Source organism: Pseudomonas sp. Marseille-P9899, from assembly GCF_903166565.1.
GTDB classification, from domain to species: Bacteria; Pseudomonadota; Gammaproteobacteria; order Pseudomonadales; family Pseudomonadaceae; genus Aquipseudomonas; species Aquipseudomonas huaxiensis.
Genome location: NZ_CAESCG010000004.1, coordinates 543,567 through 565,407, shown reverse-complemented (window position 1 = coordinate 565,407; position 21,841 = coordinate 543,567). Strand labels below are relative to the sequence as shown.

The following is a 21,841-nucleotide window of genomic DNA, read 5'->3' as shown; positions in this document are numbered from 1 at the left end:
CGCGGGAAAGCTGCCTGTGAAAGCACATTTTCTTCTATGCTAATTATGTAAATTACGCATTACATAAATTGATTAATATCAATAAATTGAATTTTGATGTTGAGTAATGTGTTGGGCTTCAGGGGCTCATCGCTGCATGGGTATTTACACATCTCTAAGCCAGTCGCAAACCGCCAATCACATGCGATTCGGTGGGAGCGGATTCATCCGCGAAGGGCCGCACAGCGGCCCCGAAAACATCCAGCACGAGGTGGCTGTCTATATCCAGAATATCTGTCGACCTTCAGGATGCCTGAATGTGAGATCCAGTCCAGGCAGAAGCAATGTGCTGGATGGGTTTAGGGCCGCTGTGCGGCCCTTCGCGGATGAATCCGCTCCCACCGAATCGCATGTGACTGGCGGTTTGCGACTGGCGGAGAGATGTGTCGATACCCCAAAGATCAATCAGAAGTCATACGTCAACCGCGTGTAGTAATACCCCCCGGTAAAGCCATACGGCGAATACGCCCCATAGCTCTTGACCATGGTCTTGCTGCTCGGCGACTGCCGCTCGGGGTAGATGTCGAACAGGTTCTTCGCGCCGACCGCCAGATTCAGGCTCTTGGTCAACTGGTAGCCCACGTCCAGGTCGGTGATCCAGCGCGCCTTGTAGACCCGGTCGAGTGAGCGGTCGTTGGCGTCGTTGACCTCGCGGTACGAACCGTAGCGGGTCAGGCCGAGGTTGACGTTGTAGCGGTCCAGCCGCCAGTTGCCACCCAGGATCAGCTTGGTTTTCGGCTGCACGCCGGTGATGAAGTTGCGCGCCTGGCGGTTCATCAGGTCGTAGTTGCGGCCAAGAATGTTGACGCTTTCCTTGTAGTCGAGGATCTCGGTGTCGTTCCAGTTCCAGGCCGCGGTCCACTTGACGCTACCCAGCGCGCCGAGATCCTGGTCGTAGTTGCCGACCAGGTCCACGCCCTTGGTGCGGGTGTTGGCACCGTTGGTGAAGTACTGCCCGCCAGAGGTCGAGGTGATGCCGTTGGCCACCAGGGTCTGGGTCACTTCGCTGCCGAGCAGGGTGCCGGTCAGGGTGATGCGGTCACGCACGTTGATCAGGTAGGCGTCGGCGGTGAACGACAGCCGGTCCGTCGGCTGGAAGGTCAAGCCAAGGCTGTAGTTGGCGGACTTTTCCGGTTTCAGCGCTTCGGCCCCCAGGGCCTTGGCCGCCGCCGAATCCACCGGCAGTACGCCGTAGTTGATCGACTGGTAGACGCCATCGACCACGCCATAGGTGGTAGAGCGGGCGCTGAACAGGCTGTTGGCCAACGATGGCGCGCGGAAGCCGTTGCTCACCGTGGCGCGCACCGCCAGTTGCGGGGTGAACTCGTAGCGGGTGCTGAGCTTGCCGCTGCGGGTCGCGCCGATGCCCTGGTCATAGTGCTCGTAGCGCAGCGCGGTGCCGACGTACCACTGCGGCAACGGGTTGAAGCCGACGTCGAGGTAGCTGGCGACGCTGTTGCGGTGCTCGCTGGTGGCTTCGGCCGGGGAGATGCCGTTGGTGACCTGAGCCCCCGACGAGGCGCAGTTGCCGGGCGACACGCAGTAGCCGCCGTTGGCCCAACTGGCCCAGTCGCCGTCTTCCACTTCATAGCCGTCGCGGCGCTGTTCCAGGCCCCAGGACAGGTCGAGCGGTTTGCTCAGGCCAACATCGAAGCCGCGGTGCAGGTCGAGGTTGCTGGTCAGTTGCGTGGAGATCCAGGTGCCGGACTTGAAGTGGTTCGGGGTGGCTTCGCCCAGCGACGGGTTCTGGTTGTTCCAGGTGCCTTGTTCGGCGCTGTTGCGCCCGTAGGTGCTGGACAGATCCCAGTCCCAATCGGCGGCCAGGCCCTTGGCGCCGAACGCGGCCTGGAAGTCTTCTTCCTCGATGTACCAGGTTGGCGTGTAGCCGGCCGGGCGGCCATTGGGGCCGGTGGTGATGGTGTTGACGATGGTCGGCAGGCGAAAGTTCTGGCCCTGCTCGGCCTTGCGGTAGGACCAGGTGCTGAACGAGTACAGGCTGAGGTCATCGTTCACCGGCAGTTCGGCGTTGTAGCCGAGGGTCAGCAGGTTGATCTTCGGCGTGCCGTAGCCGCCGTAGGTGGATTTGCCGGCTTTCTCGTGGGCTTCGGCGACGCTGTAGCCGTTGGCGCTGGCCTTGTTGTCGTCGTTCTGGCTGCGCGCATCCAGCGCCAGTTGCAGCACGCCGTCAGTACCGATTTCAAAGCCCTTGTTCAGGCTCTGCTGCACGGTCTGCTTCTTGCCGTCGTAGCCCTGGCCGGCGTTGGTCACCGCGGTGCCGCTGGTGTCGGCCTTGAGGATCACGTTGATGACCCCGGCGATGGCGTCGGAGCCGTACTGGGCGGCGGCGCCGTCACGCAGCACTTCGACGTGGTCGATGGCGCTGATGGGGATCAGGTCGAGGTCGGCGGGCGCGGCGCCGGCGTTGATCCCGCTGATATTCAGGGTGGCACTGGTGTGCCGGCGCTTGCCGTTGACCAGTACCAGCACCTGCGCCGCGTTGAGCCCGCGCAGGCTCGGCGCGCGGGCCATGCCGCTGGCGTCCCAGCCGGTCTTTTCCGGCAGGGTGAAGGAGGCGACGCTGGCGCTGAGTGCTTCCATCAGGCCGGGCTTGCCGGTGTCTTGCAGTTGCTTGGCGCTGATCACGTCGATCGGCGCCGGGCTGGTGGTCACGGTGCGTTTTTCGCTGCCGCGGCTACCGGTGACGATCACCGTTTCCAGGCGCGAGCCGCTGGCGGCGGGGTCGCTCGGTTCTTCGGCGTTGACGGTTGCGATATTCAGGCTGGCAAGCAGTGCCGCGCCCAACAGTGGGGTGCGCGCGGTCGCCGCTGGCCAGCGGGACAAAGGGGCAGTGTTCAAGGCGTGTTTCCTGTGCTGTTTTTTTCGTGCGAGGACGGGAACGGGTGGCCGGGCTCAAGGCGCCTTGGCGGCGACGGCTTCGATTTCCACCAGTGCGCCCGGCAGCGGCAGAGCCACTACTTGCAGCGCGGTGCGGGTCGGCTTGTTCGGCTGTTCGGCGGTGGCGAAGAACTTCGTGTAGGCGGCCTGCAGGCCGGCGAAGTCGAGGGTGCCACCCTTGTCCGGGTCACCGACGAGGAACACCCGCAGTTGCACGATATCGCCAAGGTCCAGGCCCTGGCTTTGCAGCGCGGTGCGCAATTTGTTCAGCACCGAGAGGGTCTGGGTTTCGGTGTTGCCATAGGCCTGGATGCTGCCTTTCGGCGCCTTGGGATCGGCGACATCGGGCAGGGTGCCGCTGACGAAGGTCAGTTGCGCCGAGGCCGGCACCGTGACCAGTTGCGAGATGGGGAAGGTCGAGCCCGGCGGGCTGACGCGCTGGATGCTGTCGGCGTGGGCGGCATTCAGGGTCAGGCTCATGAGGGCTCCGAAGGTCAGGGCAGTGAAGGTGTTGGTGTTCATTGGGGACATTCCTTGTCGGTCAGGCGGCGGCAACGTTGCGGGTGGTCTGGTTGGCGTGCTCGGCAATCAGGCCGACCACGCGACGGGCGGATTCGGCGGCGCTGTTCTGCCAGATGCCGACGCCGCCATGGGCCAGGGCGTCGCTGGCCAGCCAGGTGCGGCCCTGGGGCTGGTTGAGCGTGTCGTAGGCCGGTTGCACCACTTCGTCGTGGACGATCCACGGGCTTTCGCTGAAGGGAATCTTCGACCAGTTGACCGCCACCGAGCGCCCGAGCTTCTGCGCGTGGCCGGGGTGCAGCGATTCCACGGCGCTGCGGGACGAGGCGAATTGCTCCTGCCAGCTCTTGCCGGCAAAGCGCTCGGCGATCTCGCCGGTGTTGTAGGTCGCCACCAGCACGCCTTGCGCGCTGTTCAGGCGGTCGCTCGGGTACCAGAGGAAACGCGCGTCATGGTTGATGTACGAAAGCCCGCCGTAGATCTGGAAATCGGTTTCCCAGAAGCGCGGCGACTGCCAGGCAACCTTGTTGGCCTTGTCCGGCTTGGCCAGTTCCAGCGCTTGCTTGAAGGCCGGAGTGAAGTTGCTGTCGAGCTTGCGCAGCAGCGGCAGGGGCAGGGCGACCACGGCGTAGTCGGCGTCTTCGGTGTGCTGGCGGCCGGTGGTGCGGTCGCGCCAGACCACGCGGCTGCCGCGGTCGGAGGTCTGGATCGACTGCACCTCGGCGTTCAGTTGCACCGCGTCCTTGACCTGGCGATAGAAGGCCTTGGGGATCTGGTCCATGCCGCCCACGGGCTGGAACATGGTCGCGGAGAATTCCGGGATTTCATCGAACACCAGCGGCAATAGCAGGTTGCTGTCGAGCAGGCGGTCGAGTTCCACTGGCGTGCGCTGCACCGGGGTCTGGTCGCCGGCCCCGGCGAAGCGGGTGTAGCCCGAGCGTACCGAGCCGCGGTACTGGCGCTCGTCGTTGAGGTCGCCATAGACCTTGAGGAAATCCAGCAGCGCCTTGCGCTCGCCGGCGTTCAGTTCCTGGTCGAGGCTGTTGCGCTGGACACTGCGCGCCAGCAGCTCGCTCAGGTGCCCGCGGGTGTCGTTGACCGCCTGGCGCAGCAGCAGCGGCGGCTTGCTCAGGTCCGGCTGGACCAGGGCGTTGCGGCTGCTGTTGACCAGCACTTCCAGCTCCACGCCCAGCTCGCGGCAGTAGCCGAGGATGGTCAGGTGGTGGCTGGGCAGGCGTGCGGCGCCGGCATTGAAGAACAGGCCGTTGTCGAATTCCACGGTCTGCTTGCTGCCGTCGTTGTGCTCGATGCGGTCGCCATTGCGCAGCGTCCAGACCCGGCCGCCGATGCGGTCGCGGGCTTCCAGCAGCTTGACCTCGAAGCCGGCCTTGCGCAGCTCGTAGGCCGAGACCAGGCCGCTGATGCCGCCGCCAACGATCAGGACTTTTTTGCCGTTGCCGGCACGGCTGGCCAGTTTCAGTGGTTCGAAGGTCGCCGCCTGGACCGAGCTTGGCAGGCCCAGTGCGGACAGGCCGCCAAGCGCTGCCGAATAGCCACCGATGGCGGCCAGGCGGGAAATCATATCTCTACGGGTGAGCCCCATGTCGCGTATCTCCATAAGGTTGCCGGAGGTGCGCTGCGCGAAGGGGAAAGGCAGCACGACCCGACAGGCAACCGCGAGGTTGGGATGTCGGCGTTCTGCACACGGCCAGGGAGATGCCGCAAAGGCGGGGAGAAGCGGAAAGGGCAGACCCGCTGGCGGTGGCAGAAATCCATTTGCCTCCACCAGGTTGGGGTCGGTAATACGAACATAAGCGTCTGAAACGCGCTTGTGAAAGGCTTTTTGGTTCTAAGTTAATTATCAGAAAATGGCATAAAGATCGTTTTCTAACATGCGATCAGGATATTTTGTTGCCATCCAGGCGCTGCGCCGAGACCGCGCCGAACAACTCCACCGGCTCCTGCAGGTTGCCCAGGTAGCGCGGATGGAACAGCCACAGGTCCACTTGCGGCTTGAAGTCGCTGACGTTGAGGACCTCCAGTTGATCGCGGTGGCGACTGGTGGCGAGCAGCGGCTCCGGCACCAGGCCCAGGCCCTGACCGTTGGCCACCAGGCCCAGTTGCAGCTCGGTGCCGAAGGTCTCCAGATTGATCTGCAACGACAGCCCCTGTTCGCTCAGCGCCCGCTGCAGGCCGGCACGGAAACCGCAGCCGTCCGGGTTCAACACCCAGCCCCGCAGGTAACAGTCCTTGAGCTTGTAGCTGCGTTTGGTTGCCGTGCCCTTGGCCGCCACCACCCGCAACTGCATGCGGCCAATGGACCGGCTGGCGATGCCTTCGGGGAAAATCTTGCCGGTGGGGAAGAGCGCGGCGGCAGCGTCCAGATCGCCGTTTTCCATCTTGGCGATCAGCGAACTGCCCCAGCCGCTGACCACCGAGGTGCGCAGGTCCGGGTACGCCTCGCGGATCTGCGCCAGGGCATCGAGCAGCACCACGTCGCCGATAGTCTGTGGCACGCCCAGCCGCAGCGTGCCGCTGGGCGCGCCGTCACTGGCGACCAGCTCGCGCAGGGTGTCGATCTCCCGCAGGATCGCCTTGCACTGCTCATAGACCCGCCAGCCCATGGGCGTCGGCTTGAGCGGCTTGGTGTTGCGATCCAGCAGATTGGCGCCCAGATCTTCCTCGAAATTCTGCACCCGCCGCGTGATCGCCGGCTGGGTCAACTGCAACGCCTCGGCGGCGAGGTTGGTCGACTGGCAGCGGATGACGGCGACAAAGGCGTCCATGTCATCGATCTTCATATTCGCTTCTCACATACTCTGAGCCGGGGAAATGTTTTTGCAGAATAATCCTTCTTGGCCGACCGTGCTCAGGATTGTGCGTCAGCGGTAGCGCCGCCTCACCAGAAGCGCCACCACGCGCCCTTGGCGCGGCTTTCGATGGCTTTCAATTGCTCGCAGAGCACGGCGATGACTTGCTCGTCTCGCGGGCGTTGCACCTGATAGATGCCGAGGGATTCGCTGAGCGCCTTGTGCGCTTGGGGAAGGTTCTCTTGTTGCAGGTGGGCCACGCCCAACGAGGCGAGGCAGGCGCCGACGGGCGCGAGGTCGTCGGGGGTGTCTTCGCGGTAGACCTGCACGGCGCGCTCCAGCGTCTGCGCGGCCTCCGGCAGTTGGCCCAGTTCCAGGTAGCAGTTGCCCAGGGTTTGCAGGCTCTGCCCGACCACCATGTGGCTGGGGGAAAACAGCGCTTCGCGGCTGCGCAGCACGTCGAGGTAAAGTGCCAGCGCTTCGGCGTGCCGCTGCTGCGCCCAACGCAGGCCGGCCAGGCCGTTGCGCACGGTCGCCAGGCTGGCCGGATCGAAACCGTCGATGGCTTCGGCCAGGGCCAGTGCTTCGAGGAAACAGTCTTGCGCTTTGTCCAGGTAACCGTGGTTTCTGTAATGCACGGCCTGGTTGTTGAGTTCGAGGACGCGTGCGTTATCGATGACGGTGCTGAGCATGGGGCGTCCTTGAAGATGCCGGGCGGCGGCCGATGTTTTTGTTAGAGTTCGCGGATTTAATGGGAGGTTTCTGGAGTGGGTCAAGCAAATCCGGGCTTTTTTTGTGGCTTATTGACATGAGTGCGGTGGATGTCCGCATCGAGGCGCCGGGCGAGGGCTCTATTACCGCCACGGTGGCGTTCGTCATGGCTGCCCGCGCGGTGATCTTTCCGATGCTGGCGGATTCGCCGATGCCGGCTGATCTGGCGGATTTTGCCGGTAGCTACCTGCCGCCCGCGCAGGGGCGGTTTCTGATTGCCCGTGACGGTGAGCGTATCGTCGCGGCCATCGGTTATCTGCCGTATGACCACCGCTTTGCCCAGCTCGACTATCGCGGGCGGCGGGTGGTGGAGGTTGTGCGCTTATTCGTCGAGCCGGCGTACCGGCGGGGCGGGTTGGCGCGGCGGTTGTACGAGGCGCTGAAGGCGTTGGCGGTGGAGCAGGGCGTGGAGGTGTTGTACCTGCACACCCATCCGTTCTTGCCGGGGGCCATCGAGTTCTGGCAGCGGCAAGGGTTCCGGATTGTGGAGGTGGAGGACGATCCGGTTTGGCGGACTACGCATATGGAATTGGGGGTCTGAGGCCCCCTCAGAACCCACCACTCAACGGATACTCAACCGCCAACCGAATCTGATCAGCATCGGTCTCCGCCTGCGCCGCATTGCCGCGGTGCACGCTGTGCCGCAGCGACAGCGCCAGGTTTTTCGCCGGGCCGCTCTGCACCACATAACGGGCTTCCAGATCCCGCTCCCAATGCCGGCCACCCTCGCCATACCCCAACCAGGCATAACCACCCCGCGGATCGACATGGCTGCCGTCGATCCCGCTGCCGCGCACATACAACGCGCTGAATACCAGCCCGGGCACGCCGAAGGACTGCATCGCCAGGTCGTAACGCGCCTGCCAGGAGCGTTCGTTCGGGGCGTTGAAGTCGGACAGTTGCACGGCGTTGCCGATGAAGATGGCACCACGGGTGACGTAGTCGAACGGCGTGTTGCCGTCCACTTCCTGATAGCCGAGGCTGAAGGTGTGGGCGCCGCTGCGGTAGTTCGACATCAGGCTCCAGGTGGTGTTGTCGATGTCACCCGACAACGCCTTGCCGGTGTCGCTCGTGCGGTAGAGGTTGAGGTCCAGCCCCAGCGAGCGGTCACCCGCCAGCGGCTTGCGATAGCTGGCGCTGAGGTAGTGCTGGCGCCAGCTGTCTTCGTAGCGCGAGGTGTAGAGGCTGGTCACCAGGCCCGGCACGCCGTCGTAGACCACGCCGGCCAGGTCGAAGCTGTTGCCCTGTTTGCCGTTGGAGTAATTCACCACGAAGCCGCGATCATGGCTGGAGGCGTTGCGGTCGGTGCTTTCGTTGAAGTGGCCGGCGACCAGTTTGACGTTGGGGATTTCCTGGCTGGTGAGGAAAAAACCGGTGGCGGTTTCCGGCAGCAGGCGGCTGTCGGAGGAGCTGAAGACCGGCGTCTTCACGCGTTGCTCGCCGTAGCTCAGGGTGGTGTTGGACAGCCGCAGTTTGACCGCTGCGCCACCGCGCGCCGCGTTGTCCTTGGGATGACCTTCGTTGTCCAGACCCAGCAGCCGCACCTTGCCGGCCCGGCCGCCGCCGCTGTCCAGTTGCCGCGCATAGTAGAGGTGGGCGTCGACGCCAACCCCGACGGTGCCTTGGGTAAAGCCCGATTGCACGCTGCCCATCAGGCCATAGGCCCATTCTTCGGCGGCGCCGTTGCGTTGGTCGCGGGGTTTGTAGGCGTTGCGCGCGCCGTTGCTGCGGGCGCCATGGCGGTAGTCGCGCTGGTCGAACACGCTGCGGTTGAGCAGCAGCCAGGTGCTGTCTTCGATAAAGCCGTTGGCCTGGTCCTGGGCCGATTCGGCATGTGCCAACGCCGGAGCCGCGAGGGCCAGGGCGAGATGGTGGAGCTTGATCACGGGCGGATCCTTCCGTAGCAAATGAAAATCGCGGTTTAGCGTGGCGGCAGTTCGCGCTGGATGATGGTGGTCAGGCGCTGGCTGGCGCGGGGATTGAGGCTGGCGGGCGGCACCGGCGTCGCAGCGTCCGGCTCACCGACCTGGATCGCCATGACCATGCCCATCGACACATGGGGACTGCACTGGATGCCGTAGAAACCCGGAACGTCGAACTTCACTTCCAGCGGCTGGTTGATCTTGCTTTTGAATGGCTCGGCGCCGGCGGGCAGCAGACCGTCGATGGTCGCGGCGTTATGGCCGCTCTGGGTGGACAGGAAGCGCACGCTGTCGCCGGGTTGCAGGCGCAGGAAATCCGGCTCGTAGACCATGGCACCCGCGGCGCCACGGTTGAGCATTTTCACCTCATGGACCTCGGCCATGGCCACGGGGCTGGACAGCAGGGCCAGCAACGCCAGCCTGGAAAGAAGGTGCATTGGAAACCTCGAAAAAATTCAGCGCGGACGCAGGCGCAGGAAGCGGCTGCCGTCCAGCGGATCGTCAATGAAATGGCCGTGCACGCCGAAGGTGTCGTGCAGGCGTTGTGGGGTCAGGACTTCCAGCGGCGTGCCGAGCGCCACCAGCCGGCCGTGCTGCATCACCGCGAGGCGGTCGCAGTCCAGCGCCTGGTTGAGGTCGTGCAGGGCGATCAATGTAGTCACCGGCAGCGCTCGCACCAGGTGCAGGATGCTCAGTTGCTGCTGGATATCGAGGTGGTTGGTCGGCTCGTCCAGCAGCAAGATCTGCGGTTGCTGGGCCAGGGCGCGGGCGATGTGCACGCGCTGGCGTTCGCCGCCGGAGAGGCTGTGCCAAGTGCGTTGCGCCAGGTGCGCCATGGCCACCGCCTGCAGGGCCTGGGCGACGATGGCGTCATCGGCCGCGCTCCATGGCGACAGCGCCGACAGCCAGGGCGTGCGGCCCAGCTCGACGGCGTCGCGCACGCTGACAGCGTCATCGGTGTTGGCCTGTTGCTCCACCACCGCCAGCAGCCGGGCGATTTCGCCACGGCGCAGCTTCGCCAGAGGCTGATCGTTGAGCCGGACTTCGCCGCTGTGAGGCTTGAGCAGACCTGCGAGCAACTTCAACAGGGTGGACTTGCCCGAGCCGTTGGGCCCGACGATACCGAGGGTTTCGCCGGGGCGGACCAGCAGGTCCACCTCCGCCACCAACGGCGTACCTTTGATCTGGTAACCCAGGCCCGTGCAGGCGAGGGCGGCGCAGTGCTGTGTCGGATCGAAGGCATTCATCGCGAACGTTGTCCCCGGATCAGGATCAGGGCAAACACTGGCGCGCCGACCAGCGCGGTGATCACGCCGATCGGCAGCACCTGGCCCTTGATCAGGGTGCGCGACAGCACATCCGCCGCCATCAGGAACAGCGCGCCGCACAGCGCGCTCAAGGGCAGCAGGCGGGTGTGTCGCGGCCCGGCCAGCAGGCGCACGGCATGGGGAATCACCAGGCCGACGAAGCCGATGGAGCCGACGATGGACACCAGCACCGCAGTCATCAGCGCCGCGCATGCCACCAGCACGATCTGCACCTGGCGCACCGGAACGCCCAGCGCCGCCGCGGCGTCCGCGCCGAAGGTGAAGGCGTCCAGCGCGCGCCGATGCCACAGGCACAGCACCAGCCCCAGCAACACCACCGGCAGCGCCAGCCCGACCGCCGGCCAGCGCACGCCACTGAGGTTGCCCAGCAGCCAGAACATCAGGCCGCGGGCTTGCTCGGCGCTGGCCGAGGCGGTGATCAGGAACGAGGTCAGGGCGTTGAACAACTGTGAGCCAGCGATCCCGGCGAGGATGATCTGCCCGGTGCTGCCGGCACCGCGTGCGCCGCGCGCCAGCAGCACCACCAAGGCGAAGGCGGCGAGGGCGCCGATAAAGGCGCCGCCGGACATCGACAAGGTGCCGGCGCCGACCCCGATGATCGCCACCAGCACCGCGCCGGTCGACGCGCCGGCGGAAATGCCCAGCAGGTACGGATCGGCCAGCGGATTGCGCAGCAGCGCCTGCAACACCACGCCGGACATCGCCAGCCCGGCCCCGCAGGCGCCGGCCACCAGCGCGCGCGGCAGCCGGTAGTTCCAGATGATGCCTTCGTCGATCGGGTCGAGCAGATGCCCGGCGCCCCACAGCTTGTTGCCCAGCACGTCCAGCACCACGGAAAGGCCGAGGCGGGTTTCGCCGATGCTGGCGGCGAGGGTCACCGCCAGCGCCAGCAGGACGCCGACCCACAGGGCATGGCCCAGCAGGCGCAGGACGAGGCGGGCGACAGCGTGGGACATCAGTGATCCTGCCGCAGCTTCTGGCTGGCCGCGGCCAGGGTTTCGATGCCGTCGACCAGGCTCAGGCTGGCCTGCATGGCGTTGGCGTCGAGGATGATGATGCGGTCGTTTTTCACCGCGTCCATGTTGCGGGTGACCGGGTCGTTCTTGAGGAATTCGAGCTTCTTCAGGTAGTCATCGGCGGGGAAGCGGCGGCGGTCCATACGAGCGATAACGAGGAAGGTCGGGTTGGCCTTGGCGATGGTTTCCCAGCCCACGGTGGGCCATTCTTCGTCGGAGGCGATGACGTTGCGCATGCCCAGGCTGTTCAGCATGAAGTCGGGAATGCCCTTGCGCCCGGCCACGTAAGGATCGATATCGAGATCGGCGCTGGAGAACCAGAACACCGCCGACTGATCCTGATCGCGGCGTTGGCCGGCGCTGGCGGTGACCTTGGCCAGGCGCGTCTTGAGGTCATTGACCACGGCGTCGCCACGGTCCTGGACGTCCATGATCTGCGCCAGTTGCTCGATGCTTTTGTACAGGCTGTCGATCTGGAATGCCTGCAGGCGCGTGCCGTCGGCGCCGCTGAGGTTGTCCTTGCCTTCGCAGTCGGATGGCATCACGTAGGCCGGGACCTTGAGGTCGGCGAACTGCTCGCGGGTGCCGACCACGCCTTGCGGGCCGACCATCCACTCGAACTGCACCGCCACCAGGCCGGGACGCTTGCCGATCACCGCTTCGAAGCTCGGGTCGTTGTCGGCCAGGCGCTCGACCTTGGCGTTCTGCGCCTTGAAACGCTCCGGCACGTCGCTGAACCACAGCGAGGTGCCGGCCAGCTTCTGCTCAAGGCCGAGGGCGTAGAACATCTCGGTGCCGGACTGGCCGATGGTGACCGCGCGTGCCGGAGCCTGGTCGAAGGTCAGCGGGGTGCCGCAGTTATCGACGGTCAGCGGGTACGCGGTGGGCGCGGCGAGGGCGGTGCTGGCGAGGCCGAGGCTGGCGAGCAGGGCGAGCGTGAGGCGGGACAGGGGCATGCGGATGCGATCTCCATTCGAACGTGTGCGTGGCGGACGGCACAGGTCTGGAAAACACATCCCGAAAAAGCGTGAGCGCGCGGGGCAGCCGTGAACGGTTGCCGTGCGGAAACGGAATGCCCTTCCCGGACACCCCGCCGGCGGGTTTGCGATGCTGCTGGCCGGCAGGTCTCCTGACTGGCGCGTCATGGCTATGCTCCTGCCTTCCCGGGCGTGGCCCAGTGGCGTGTGAAAAAGGAGCAGGCTCGGCGCCTACAGTTGCGGGGGCAGTTCCGTTTTCGCACCGGGAAGCGGCGCGGACGAATTCCCTGTTAGTTCCTTTCGGAAACCGGCGGGGCGCGATGGTACGGGATAGAGCGGCACAGGACCAGCCTTGCAGGCAAGACAACGCCGCAGCTAGAATGAGAGCAATTCTCACTTGCATGCCCTTGGTCAACCAAAAGCCCAATGCCCGTCCCTACCAGTCCCCACCAGAACATCGGCGACCTCTATCGCGACCACCGCGGCTGGCTGGTGGAATGGTTGCGCCAGCGGCTGGGCAACAGCGCCGATGCCGCCGACCTGACCCACGACACCTTCATCCGCCTGCTGGGGGCAAAGCCTCTTGCCATCGATAGCCCGCGCGCTTACCTCGCCACCGTCGCCAACCGCCTGCTAATCAGCCTGTACCGCCGTCGCTCGCTGGAGAAGTCCTGGCTGGAGACGCTGGCGCATCTGCCCGAGCAAAGTGTTCTGTCGCTGGAGAGCCAGGCGCTGGTGCTCGAAGCCTTGCATGAGGTTGACCAAGTGCTTTCCTGCCTGCCGGCCCGGACGCGCCAGGCGTTTCTCATGGCCCAGCTCGAAGGCTATACCCAGGAAGAAATCGCCCACCACATGGGTATCCATGTGCGCTCGGTGCAACGCCATCTGGCCCGCGCCTACGAGGAATGCATCATGCTGGCCACGACCCAATCGTGAGCGGCCAGCCCATCGACCGCCGCATTGCTCGCCAGGCGGCGCGCTGGTTCGTGCGCCTGCAAGGCAACGCCAGCGCGGGTGATCGGGAAGCCTGCCTGCACTGGCGCGCCAGCCATCCCGACCACGAGCGCGCCTGGCAACTGGCCGAGCTGTTTCACGCCCGTTTTGACGATATTCCCGCAGAGGTCGGCGTGCCGACCTTGGGTCGACCGGAAAGCCTCGATCGACGCCGTACCCTCAAACTGCTCACCACCCTGATCATCGCCGCGCCCCTGGGCACCTTCGCCTACCAGGCTCTTCCCTGGCGAGAATGGAGCGCAGACCAGCGCACCGTCGCCGGGGAGCGCCGCGAGCTGGTCCTGCCTGACGGCACCGAGGTCATGCTCAATACCGCCAGCGCCATGGACATTCGCTTCGACCAGCGGCAACGCCTGCTGCGCCTGTTTGCCGGGGAGATTCTCGTCAGCACGGCTGCCGACCCCGAGCAGCGGCCGCTGCTGGTGGAAACCGCCGAAGGCCTGTTGCGCCCGATCGGCACACGTTTCAACGTGCGCCAACTCGATGGCACAACCCGCATCGCCGTGCTTGAAGGCGCGGTGCAGGTCTCTCCCGCGCAAGCCACCGACTCGCTGCGTCTGGACGCGGGCCAGCAGACTGATTTCAGCCGCACCTTGATCACGCCCGCCATCGCCCTGCAACGCAGTGCCAGCGACTGGACCCAAGGCGTATTGCGCGTCGAAAAGATGCGCCTGGCCGACTTCGCCGTCGAGCTGGGCCGCTACCGTCCCGGCCTGTTGCACTGCGATCCAGCGGTGGCCGACTGGCGCATTTCCGGCGTTTTTCAGTTGAATGACACGGACCAGGCGCTGGCGGCCCTGGCTCGCACCTTGCCGGTGGAAATCCGTTCGCGCAGCCGTTACTGGGTGACCATCACCGGTCGGCAAAGCTGAATCTCATAGCCCCAAGGAATCGCTGTCGTGTTTTTCAGCGCTTGTGCGTCCTCCTCGTAAAACAGCCAACACGACTCGACGGGGAACCACACGCAATGCAGCAAACACAACGTCACGATCAACCCTTCCACGCTTTGGCCCAGGCGGTACGCGGGGCGGCCTTGGGCTTGCTGGTTGCCGGGGCAGGCCTGAGCAGCCCGGCAGTGCTGGCCGAGTCTGCTGGCCAGCAACAGGTGCGCGTTTACGCCATTTCCGCCGGCTCCTTGAGTGCCGCATTGGCCGAATTCGCCAGCCAGGCCGGCATCACCCTGCCGATCGACCCGGCCCTGGTGGAAGGCAAACGCAGTGCCGGGCTCAATGCCAACACCAGTGTCGACGATGGATTGCGCCAGCTACTGCGCGGCAGCGGCCTGAACGCCGCAGTCTCAGGTGACGGGTCTTACACCCTGTATCCGCTGGGAGACGGGGCGAGCATTGAACTGGGCGCCACCAGCATCACCGGCCAGCAACTGGGCCAGACCACGGAGTATTCCGGTTCGTACACCACCGGCAGCACCAGCACGGCGACCAAGCTTGCGATGTCGCTGCGCGAAACGCCGCAGTCGGTGACCGTGATCACCCGCCAGCAGATGAATGACCAGGGCCTGGGCTCTATCGCTGAAGTCCTCGGACAGACGCCGGGCGTGACGGTGATGCACGACGACAGTGAGCGCTACAACTTCTACTCCCGCGGCTTTGCTCTGGACAGCTTCCAGTACGACGGCGTGCCGACGTCTGACTTCACCACCAACACCAACGGCCTGGGCGTACGCGACATGGCCATCTATGACCGCGTTGAAGTAGTACGCGGGGCGACGGGGTTGATGAGCGGCGTCGGCAGCCCGGCCGGTGTGGTCAACCTGGTACGCAAGCGTCCGACCAAGGAATTCCAGGGCTACGTCTCCGGCAGCGGTGGCACCTGGGATCGCTACCGCACGGAGCTGGACCTCTCCGGCCCGTTGTCCGAAAACGGCGCCTTGAGCGGACGCGTGGTGGCGGCCCATCAGGACAACCATTCGTTCATCGACTACTACTCGCAGAAAAAAGACGTGTTCTACGCCATTGGCGAGGCGCAGATCACGCCGGACACGACGCTGTACGCCGGGATCGATTACCAGAACATCGACTCCGATGGCTCCAGCTTTGGCCAACTGCCGCTGTACAACTCCGATGGCAACCGCGCCCACTTCAAGCGCTCGACCAACCCCGCAGCGAAATGGACCTACGCCGATAGCCAGAGCACCAAGTACTTCGGCGGCGTTGAACAGCACTTCGACAATGACTGGATGCTGCGTATCGAGGCCAGCCACTGGAAGGGCAGTACTGACCAGTTGCAAGGCAACATCGTGGGCTGGGGACCGTTCCCCGACGAAACCACCCGCCTTGCCGAACTGCAGCGCAGCCGCGTGACCTACACCATCAACGCCGATTCCATCGATGCCTACGCGACGGGGCCGTTCTCGCTGCTGGGCCGTACCCATGAACTGGTGGTGGGCTTGAACGCGAGCAATCGCCGGTCTGACTACCAGTCGCTGGACGGTGGCAGCATCAACGTGAACTACGACACCTGGGGCAACAACCCGCCCCAGCCGGACGGGTTCACCTTCCAGCAAAGCCAGGGCTACAAGATCAAGGAGTCCGGCGGGTACGCGGCATTGCGCCTGAACCCGCTGGATGACTGGCATGTGATTCTGGGCAGCCGGGTAGTCAACTACGAGCGTGAAGGGACCCTGACCTACGGCTGGCGGCCCAATGAACCCTCGGATGACAGCGCGAAGAAAACCGGCAAGGTCGTGCCGTATGCGGGCATCGTCTACGACCTCAACGACATCCACTCGGTCTACGTGAGCTACACCGACATCTTCACCCCGCAGGCGCTGTTCGACAAAAACGACAAGGCGCTGGAACCGCTGACAGGGCAGAGCTATGAAGCCGGCTTGAAGTCCGAATACTTCGACGGCGCGCTTAACACCAGTGTTGCCGTGTTCACGATCAAACAGGACAACCTGGGTGCCGAAGACGGCGTTCGCACTGGCGGCCAAACCGCCTACAAAGCCATCAGTGGCACCACCACCAAGAGCTTTGAAATGCAGGTGTCCGGTCAGTTGACGCCGGGTTGGCAGATGCTTGCCGGCTTCACCTACGCCCAGCCGCGGGACAAGGACAGCAATCGCATCAACACCAACCTGCCCGAGCGCCAGTTCAAACTGTCCACGGCCTACAAGCTTGCGGGTGCCTTGCGTGACCTCACGGTTGGCGGCAACGTGACTTGGCAGAGTTCAACCTACTCCGGGATTTCCTATCCGCTGGAGGCGCGCGCGGACGAGGGCAGCTTTGCCGTGGTGGGGCTGATGGCACGTTACGACGTGAGCAAGAACCTCAGCGCCTCGCTGAACCTGAACAACCTCTTCGACCGCGAATACTATTCCGGCTATGGCCTGTACAGCAGCGCGTTCTACGGTGATCCGCGCAACATGACGGTCGGCCTCAAGTACCAGTTCTGACGCCGCGTGGCTGAGTGGGAGCGAGCATGCTCGCTCCCACCATCGTCAGATGGCTTCCAAAACCGCCACCCGCTGCCCCGCCCGCACCGGCGAGCCCGGTTCCACGCGCACTTCGACCACCCGGCCATCGTGCGGCGCCAGTACCGGGATTTCCATCTTCATCGACTCCAGCACCACCAGCACATCGCCGGCCTTGACCCGGTCGCCGGTGCTCACTTGCACCTGCCACAGGTTGCCGGCGATCGGGCTGTCCACGCCGAGCTGGCCGGCTTCGAGCGCTGCTTCTTCAGCCGCAGGTGCTGCCGCTTCGTCACTTTCGAAATGAGCCTGGCCGGAGGCGATCCAGCGCTCGCGCTCGGCGTTGAACGCCGCCTGTTGCTGCGTGCGGAAGGCGTCGATTCCCGCCGCCTCGCGGGCCAGGAACTCCTGGTAATCGGCGAGGCACAGTTCGCTCTCTTCGATCTGCAACGGGTAGCGCCCCAGCGGGAAATCACGGCGAATCCGCAGCAGTTCGTCCGCCGACACCGGATAGAAACGGATCCGGTCGAAGAAGCGCAGCAGCCACGGCTTGCCACCGAACGCGGCAACCTCGCGGTAGCGGTTCCACATCTGCAAGGTGCGACCGACGAACTGATAGCCGCCCGGGCCTTCCATACCGTACACGCACATGTAGGCGCCGCCGATGCCCACCGAGTTTTCCGCGGTCCAGGTGCGCGCGGGGTTGTATTTGGTGGTCACCAGGCGGTGGCGCGGATCCAGTGGCGTGGCCACCGGCGCGCCGAGGTAGACGTCGCCCAGGCCCATCACCAGATAGCTGGCGTCGAACACGGTGCGCTGCACTTCGTCCAGGTTCGGCAGGTCGTTGATGCGGCGGATGAACTCCAGGTTGCTCGGGCACCAGGGCGCGTCCTTGCGCACGGTGGTCATGTATTTCTCGATCGCCCATTGGCAGGCCGGGTCGTCCCAGGACAGCGGCAGATGGACCACCCGTGACGGCACGCGCAGGTCTTTTTGTTCGCAGACCTCGTCCCAGACATCGCTGACGATGCCCAGCAGATCACGCAGCGGCAATACCTGCGGCTGGTAGTGGACCTGCAGCGAACGGATGCCCGGCGTCAGGTCGATCACCCCCGCCAGTGCCTTGGCCTCAAGCGCCTGCATCAGCGCATGGCCACGGAAACGCAGGACCAGATCCAGCTCCGCCGCGCCGATTTCCAGCAGCAGGTGGGTATCGCCGGACAGCCGCGCCACCAGGCGCTGGTCGGCTTCGCCGCGATCCAGCACGACCGGGTCGATGAGGTGGGTGGCGTCGAACGGCGCGCCACCGGCGTGGGCCTGTTCGACGCTGACCGGGACGAAGCGCAGCTTGTCGCCGGCTTTCAGTTGCCCCAGTTGCCAGAGGTCGTCCTGGATGATCGTGACCGGGCAGACGAAGCCGCCCAGGCTCGGGCCGTCCGGGCCGAGGATCACCGGCATGTCGCCGGTGAAGTCCACCGCGCCGATGGCGTAGGGGTTGTCGTGGATGTTGGACGGGTGCAGGCCGGCTTCGCCGCCGCTGTCGCGGGTCCATTGCGGCTTGGGGCCGATCAGGCGCACGCCGGTGCGGCTGGAGTTGAAATGCACCTCCCACTCGCTGGCGAAGAAGGTCTGGATGTACTCGGCGCTGAAGTATTCCGGGGCGCCGTGGGGACCGTAGATCACCCGCAGGGTGCGCACGGCGGCGAGGCGGGTGCGTTCGCTGTCGGCAAGGCTTTGGCCGGCGCTGCGGTCGGTCAGCGGATTGAGGTGCAGCACGTCCCCGGCGCGCAGCGCACGCCCGGCGTGGCCGCCGAACTGGCCGAGGGTGAAGGTGCTTTTGCTGCCGATGTAGTCCGGCAGTTCCAGGCCGCCGCGCAGGCACAGGTAGCTGCGCGCGCCGACGCCCGTGATGGCGCCGAGGCTCAGGACCGAGCCGGCAGGGATCAGCAAGGCCGTGTCCATCGGCTGCTCGACGCCATCGAGGCTGACCGGCAGCGCTGCGCCGGTCACCGCTACCACGGCGTCGCAGTTGAAGCGCAGGCTCGGGCCGCTCATGGTGATTTCCAGGCCGGCCATGCCTTCCGGGTTGCCCAGCAGGCGGTTGCCGTGGCGCAGGGCGCGGCTGTCCATCGGCCCGGACGGCGGCACGCCGACTGCCCAGTAACCGAGGCGGCCGGGGAAATCCTGGACGCTGGTGAGGGTGCCGCCTGCCAGCACTTCAAAGGTGTCGGCCTGGTAGTGCAACTGCTCCAGGCAGCGGGTCCAGGGCTCGCCGCTGGCGAACGGGGCGAAGCCGAGGATCTGCCGCAGGTACTCGCGGTTGCTTTCCACGCCATACAGGCGGGTGTCGCCCAGCGCCTTGTCGAGGGCGGCGCTGGCCTGTTCGCGGCTTGGCGCCCACCCGATCAGCTTGGCGATCATCGGGTCGAAGTACGGCGGGATCTCGCAGCCGGCCTCGACCCAGGTGTCGATACGCAAGGCGCGGCCATCGGCCTCGGGGAAGGCCACTTCGGTGAGCAGGCCGGGGCAGGGCTGGAAGTTGCGGCCCGGGTCTTCGGCGTACAGCCGCGCCTGGATCGCATGGCCGCCGGGTTTCAGCTCGGCGACCAGTTGCGCCAGCGGCGGCAGGCAGCCGGCCGCGAGTTCGATCATCCAGCGCACCAGGTCCACGCCCCACACCTGTTCGGTGACGCCGTGTTCCACCTGCAGGCGGGTGTTCACTTCCAGGAAGTAGAAGCGCTCGGCCTGGCTGTCGTAGACAAACTCGACGGTGCCGGCGCTGCGGTAGCTCACCGCCTTGGCGAGGGCGATGGCAGCGTCGCAGAGTTGCTCGGCCATGCCTGCCGGCAGGTTCGGCGCGGGGGTTTCTTCGATGACTTTCTGGTTGCGCCGCTGCACCGAGCAGTCGCGCACGCCGAGGGCGATCACTTCACCCTGGCCGTCACCGAACACTTGCACCTCAAGGTGGCGGGCACGTTCGATGTACTTTTCGACGAACACCCCGGCATCGCTGAAGTTGTTCTGCCCGAGGCGCTTGACCGCGTCGAAGGCGTCTTCCAGCTCGGCCGCCGAGCGGCACACGCGCATGCCGATGCCACCACCACCGGCGGTGCTCTTGAGCATCACCGGGTAGCCGACCTGGCTTGCGGCGATATGGGCGACGGCGAGGTCGTCGAGCAGGTCGCTGCCTTCCAGCAGCGGCACGCCATGAGCCTTGGCCAGGGCGCGGGCGGTGTGCTTGAGGCCGAAGGTGCGCAGGTGTTCCGGGGTCGGGCCGACGAAGGCGATGCCGGCGGCTTCGCAGGCTTCGGCAAAGGCGGCGTTTTCCGAGAGGAAGCCGTAGCCGGGATGGATGGCCTGGGCGCCGCTGTCACGGGCGGCGGCGAGGATCTTGTCGACCACCAGGTAAGTGCTGGCGGCGGGCCCTTCGCCCAGGCTGATGGCCTGGTCGGCCTGTTGCAGGTGCTGGCTGGCGGCGTCGGCTTCGGCGTACACGGCAACGCCGCGCACCTCGAGTTGGCGCAGGGTGCGCAGAATACGGCAGGCGATGGCGCCACGGTTGGCGATCAGCAGCTTCTCGAACATGAGGCTGTCCTAACGGGGAGGGCGGGTCGTCCCGCCGGTAATCATCTGCGCCACGGTCGTCCGTGGCTGAACGCGCTCAGCGTTGCTTCGAAGGGCTCGCCAGGCATTGCCCGGCACGGCTCTGGCAGAGGGAGAACAGCCAGCGACGCAAACGTTTCAGTTCCATATCAGCACCTGCGCGGGAGTCGGGTTCCAGCCATTGCACGGGTTGTTCAGTTGCGGGCAGTTGGAGATCAGCACCAGGGTGTCGATGTGCGCCAGCAGCTCCACGTATTTGCCAGGGCCGGACAGGCCGTCTTCGAAGGTCAGGCCGCCCTCGGCGGTGACCGGCACATTCATGAAGAAGTTGATGTTGGCACTGATGTCGCGCTTGCCCAGGCGGCCGTCGTGCAGGCTGGCGCGCAGGAAGTTGTCGCGGCAACTGTGCATGTAGCGGGTGCTCAGGGCGTAGCGCACGGTGTTGCTTTCCTGGGCGCAGGCGCCGCCGAGGGTGTCGTGGCGGCCGCACAGGTCGCGGGTGATGGTCAGCATCGGCTGGCCGAGATTGGAATACAGCACGCTGCCTTCGCCGAGGTACACCCGGCCCTGTTTGCGCAAGGTGCGTTGCGGGTCGTAGCGCTCGCGTGGGTTGCGCGCATTGAAGAACAGCGTGTCGACGGCCTGGTTGCCTTCGAGGTCGAGCAGGCGCAGGGTCTGGCCGGCCTTGACCTCGCAGATGAAGGGCTCGCCGGCGGCGATGGTGGCCTGGTAGATGGCGGTCTCGGCGCTACGGATTTCGGTTGTCGCGTTCATGGCGGGCCCTCAGACGTACAGGCGTTCGGTGTTGTGGAAACCGCGGGTGTTTTCCGCGCGCGAGGTGCGGCAGAGCAGGCTGACGCTGTCGCCCTGGACCTGATGCCAGCTCAGGTGCAGCGGTTTGGGCGCGTAGGTTGGCGACGGGTCCATGGGGTGTTGCAGGGCGGTGAGCACCACCAGGGTATCCATCGGCGCGTACAGTTCGATGTAATCGCCGGCCTTGGAATTACCCGGCACGAAGTGCAGGGAACCGTCGGCATCCACGTCCACCCGGCTGAACAGGTTGATGTTCATCAGCAGGTCGGCCAGGCCCAGGTCCCACTTGCCCATTTCCACCAGCAGGTTGTCGACGCCGTTGCGGTGGAAGCCGTTGCGTAGCTCCTGGTAGCGGCCGTCGCTGTATTTCTCCCGCACCTCGTCAGCGTTGAGCACGCCGCCGAGGCTGTCGTGCCAGCCGCAGGTGTCGGCGGTGATCGCCGCCAGCACCCGGCCCATGTCCGAGTAAAGGCAGTGGCCGCTGGTGAGGCGGGCGGTGTGTTGGCACTTGAGGGTGTCCGGCAGGTTCAGCCGCTCGCTTTTCTCATGGGCGTTGAGCAACAGCAGGCTGGCGTTGGCGCCGCCTTCGCTGTCGGTGATGCGCAGCAGTTGCCCGCGCTTGAGCACGAACGAGGTGTGGCCGCCGCCGGGGACGGTTTCCTCGTACAGGGTGGGGCGCAGTTGCAGTGAGGCAGTCATGG

General features: G+C 65.4%; 17 protein-coding genes and 1 riboswitch. Of the genes, 4 read left to right on the top strand and 13 right to left on the bottom strand.

Annotated elements, in window-relative coordinates; translation table 11 throughout:
• Nucleotides 1–444: 444 nt before the first annotated feature.
• The 5 genes from HWV67_RS22310 to HWV67_RS22290 form a co-directional block, all read right to left on the bottom strand.
• Nucleotides 445–2,817, bottom strand: coding sequence for a TonB-dependent receptor plug domain-containing protein (locus HWV67_RS22310; protein ID WP_371929322.1), 2,373 nt, complete (start codon nt 2,815–2,817; stop codon nt 445–447).
• 132 nt (nt 2,818–2,949) lie between these two features.
• Nucleotides 2,950–3,456, bottom strand: coding sequence for a RidA family protein (locus HWV67_RS22305; protein ID WP_175652811.1), 507 nt, complete (start codon nt 3,454–3,456; stop codon nt 2,950–2,952).
• Nucleotides 3,457–3,475: 19 nt separating this feature from the next.
• Nucleotides 3,476–5,056, bottom strand: coding sequence for a flavin monoamine oxidase family protein (locus HWV67_RS22300; protein WP_175652810.1), 1,581 nt, complete (start codon nt 5,054–5,056; stop codon nt 3,476–3,478).
• Nucleotides 5,057–5,351: 295 nt separating this feature from the next.
• Complete coding sequence (locus HWV67_RS22295) at nt 5,352–6,254, bottom strand: LysR family transcriptional regulator (protein WP_110972922.1); 903 nt, start codon at nt 6,252–6,254, stop codon at nt 5,352–5,354.
• A gap of 98 nt (nt 6,255–6,352) precedes the next feature.
• Nucleotides 6,353–6,955 carry a tetratricopeptide repeat protein gene (locus HWV67_RS22290; RefSeq protein WP_175652809.1) on the bottom strand — a complete coding sequence of 201 codons (603 nt, stop codon included), beginning with the start codon at nt 6,953–6,955 and terminating at the stop codon, nt 6,353–6,355.
• A 116-nt stretch (nt 6,956–7,071) separates the two neighbouring features.
• Here HWV67_RS22290 and HWV67_RS22285 point away from each other — a divergent pair, with 116 nt between their 5' ends.
• Nucleotides 7,072–7,575, top strand: coding sequence for a GNAT family N-acetyltransferase (locus HWV67_RS22285; protein ID WP_175652808.1), 504 nt, complete (start codon nt 7,072–7,074; stop codon nt 7,573–7,575).
• 7 nt (nt 7,576–7,582) lie between these two features.
• On the opposite strand, the gene HWV67_RS22280 is transcribed toward HWV67_RS22285, so the two are convergent.
• From HWV67_RS22280 to HWV67_RS22260, 5 genes are read right to left on the bottom strand one after another with little or no spacing between them, the layout of a single operon-like run.
• Nucleotides 7,583–8,920: an OprD family porin gene (locus HWV67_RS22280; protein WP_175652807.1), complete on the bottom strand. Its 1,338-nt coding sequence runs from the start codon at nt 8,918–8,920 to the stop codon at nt 7,583–7,585.
• Nucleotides 8,921–8,955: 35 nt separating this feature from the next.
• Nucleotides 8,956–9,393 carry a pseudoazurin gene (locus HWV67_RS22275; RefSeq protein ID WP_175652806.1) on the bottom strand — a complete coding sequence of 146 codons (438 nt, stop codon included), beginning with the start codon at nt 9,391–9,393 and terminating at the stop codon, nt 8,956–8,958.
• 18 nt (nt 9,394–9,411) lie between these two features.
• On the bottom strand, nt 9,412–10,203 hold the full coding sequence (locus HWV67_RS22270; RefSeq protein WP_175652805.1) for an ABC transporter ATP-binding protein: 792 nt from the start codon (nt 10,201–10,203) through the stop codon (nt 9,412–9,414).
• A complete protein-coding gene (locus HWV67_RS22265; protein ID WP_175652804.1) occupies nt 10,200–11,240 on the bottom strand; it encodes a FecCD family ABC transporter permease in 1,041 nt (346 codons plus the stop codon). Before HWV67_RS22265 ends, HWV67_RS22270 begins: the two co-directional genes overlap by 4 nt.
• Complete coding sequence (locus HWV67_RS22260; RefSeq protein ID WP_175652803.1) at nt 11,240–12,256, bottom strand: ABC transporter substrate-binding protein; 1,017 nt, start codon at nt 12,254–12,256, stop codon at nt 11,240–11,242. Before HWV67_RS22260 ends, HWV67_RS22265 begins: the two co-directional genes overlap by 1 nt.
• Before the next feature lie 146 nt (nt 12,257–12,402).
• Nucleotides 12,403–12,604, bottom strand: a riboswitch (cobalamin riboswitch).
• Nucleotides 12,605–12,703: 99 nt separating this feature from the next.
• On the opposite strand from HWV67_RS22260, the gene HWV67_RS22255 reads away from it, so the two are divergent.
• The 3 genes from HWV67_RS22255 (at nt 12,704) to HWV67_RS22245 (ending at nt 16,706) form a co-directional block, all read left to right on the top strand.
• On the top strand, nt 12,704–13,213 hold the full coding sequence (locus tag HWV67_RS22255) for a sigma-70 family RNA polymerase sigma factor (protein WP_175652802.1): 510 nt from the start codon (nt 12,704–12,706) through the stop codon (nt 13,211–13,213).
• A complete protein-coding gene (locus tag HWV67_RS22250; RefSeq protein WP_175652801.1) occupies nt 13,210–14,163 on the top strand; it encodes a FecR domain-containing protein in 954 nt (317 codons plus the stop codon). Before HWV67_RS22255 ends, HWV67_RS22250 begins: the two co-directional genes overlap by 4 nt.
• Nucleotides 14,164–14,258: 95 nt before the next feature.
• The gene (locus HWV67_RS22245; RefSeq protein ID WP_256680170.1) at nt 14,259–16,706 is read left to right on the top strand and encodes a TonB-dependent siderophore receptor; all 2,448 of its coding nucleotides are present in this window, start codon (nt 14,259–14,261) and stop codon (nt 16,704–16,706) included.
• A 45-nt stretch (nt 16,707–16,751) separates the two neighbouring features.
• Here the strand turns inward: HWV67_RS22245 and uca are convergent, their stop codons facing one another.
• From uca to HWV67_RS22230, 3 genes are all read right to left on the bottom strand, one after another.
• Nucleotides 16,752–20,309, bottom strand: a complete 3,558-nt coding sequence (gene uca / locus HWV67_RS22240; protein ID WP_175652800.1) for an urea carboxylase — start codon at nt 20,307–20,309, stop codon at nt 16,752–16,754.
• A 156-nt stretch (nt 20,310–20,465) separates the two neighbouring features.
• Complete coding sequence (locus tag HWV67_RS22235; protein WP_175652799.1) at nt 20,466–21,101, bottom strand: urea amidolyase associated protein UAAP2; 636 nt, start codon at nt 21,099–21,101, stop codon at nt 20,466–20,468.
• 9 nt (nt 21,102–21,110) lie between these two features.
• The gene (locus HWV67_RS22230) at nt 21,111–21,839 is read right to left on the bottom strand and encodes an urea amidolyase associated protein UAAP1 (protein ID WP_175652798.1); all 729 of its coding nucleotides are present in this window, start codon (nt 21,837–21,839) and stop codon (nt 21,111–21,113) included.
• Between the last annotated feature and the right edge of the window lie 2 nt (nt 21,840–21,841).

What these genes read in the sequence shown, in the direction of transcription:
- HWV67_RS22305 (WP_175652811.1), bottom strand. Translation starts at nt 3,456, where the DNA reads ATGAACACCAACACCTTCACTGCCCTGACCTTCGGAGCCCTCATGAGC.
- HWV67_RS22300 (WP_175652810.1), bottom strand. Translation starts at nt 5,056, where the DNA reads ATGGGGCTCACCCGTAGAGATATGATTTCCCGCCTGGCCGCCATCGGT.
- HWV67_RS22295 (WP_110972922.1), bottom strand. Translation starts at nt 6,254, where the DNA reads ATGAAGATCGATGACATGGACGCCTTTGTCGCCGTCATCCGCTGCCAG.
- HWV67_RS22290 (WP_175652809.1), bottom strand. Translation starts at nt 6,955, where the DNA reads ATGCTCAGCACCGTCATCGATAACGCACGCGTCCTCGAACTCAACAAC.
- HWV67_RS22285 (WP_175652808.1), top strand. Translation starts at nt 7,072, where the DNA reads ATGAGTGCGGTGGATGTCCGCATCGAGGCGCCGGGCGAGGGCTCTATT.
- HWV67_RS22275 (WP_175652806.1), bottom strand. Translation starts at nt 9,393, where the DNA reads ATGCACCTTCTTTCCAGGCTGGCGTTGCTGGCCCTGCTGTCCAGCCCC.
- HWV67_RS22270 (WP_175652805.1), bottom strand. Translation starts at nt 10,203, where the DNA reads ATGAATGCCTTCGATCCGACACAGCACTGCGCCGCCCTCGCCTGCACG.
- HWV67_RS22265 (WP_175652804.1), bottom strand. Translation starts at nt 11,240, where the DNA reads ATGTCCCACGCTGTCGCCCGCCTCGTCCTGCGCCTGCTGGGCCATGCC.
- HWV67_RS22260 (WP_175652803.1), bottom strand. Translation starts at nt 12,256, where the DNA reads ATGCCCCTGTCCCGCCTCACGCTCGCCCTGCTCGCCAGCCTCGGCCTC.
- HWV67_RS22255 (WP_175652802.1), top strand. Translation starts at nt 12,704, where the DNA reads ATGCCCGTCCCTACCAGTCCCCACCAGAACATCGGCGACCTCTATCGC.
- HWV67_RS22245 (WP_256680170.1), top strand. Translation starts at nt 14,259, where the DNA reads ATGCAGCAAACACAACGTCACGATCAACCCTTCCACGCTTTGGCCCAG.
- uca (WP_175652800.1), bottom strand. Translation starts at nt 20,309, where the DNA reads ATGTTCGAGAAGCTGCTGATCGCCAACCGTGGCGCCATCGCCTGCCGT.
- HWV67_RS22235 (WP_175652799.1), bottom strand. Translation starts at nt 21,101, where the DNA reads ATGAACGCGACAACCGAAATCCGTAGCGCCGAGACCGCCATCTACCAG.
- HWV67_RS22230 (WP_175652798.1), bottom strand. Translation starts at nt 21,839, where the DNA reads ATGACTGCCTCACTGCAACTGCGCCCCACCCTGTACGAGGAAACCGTC.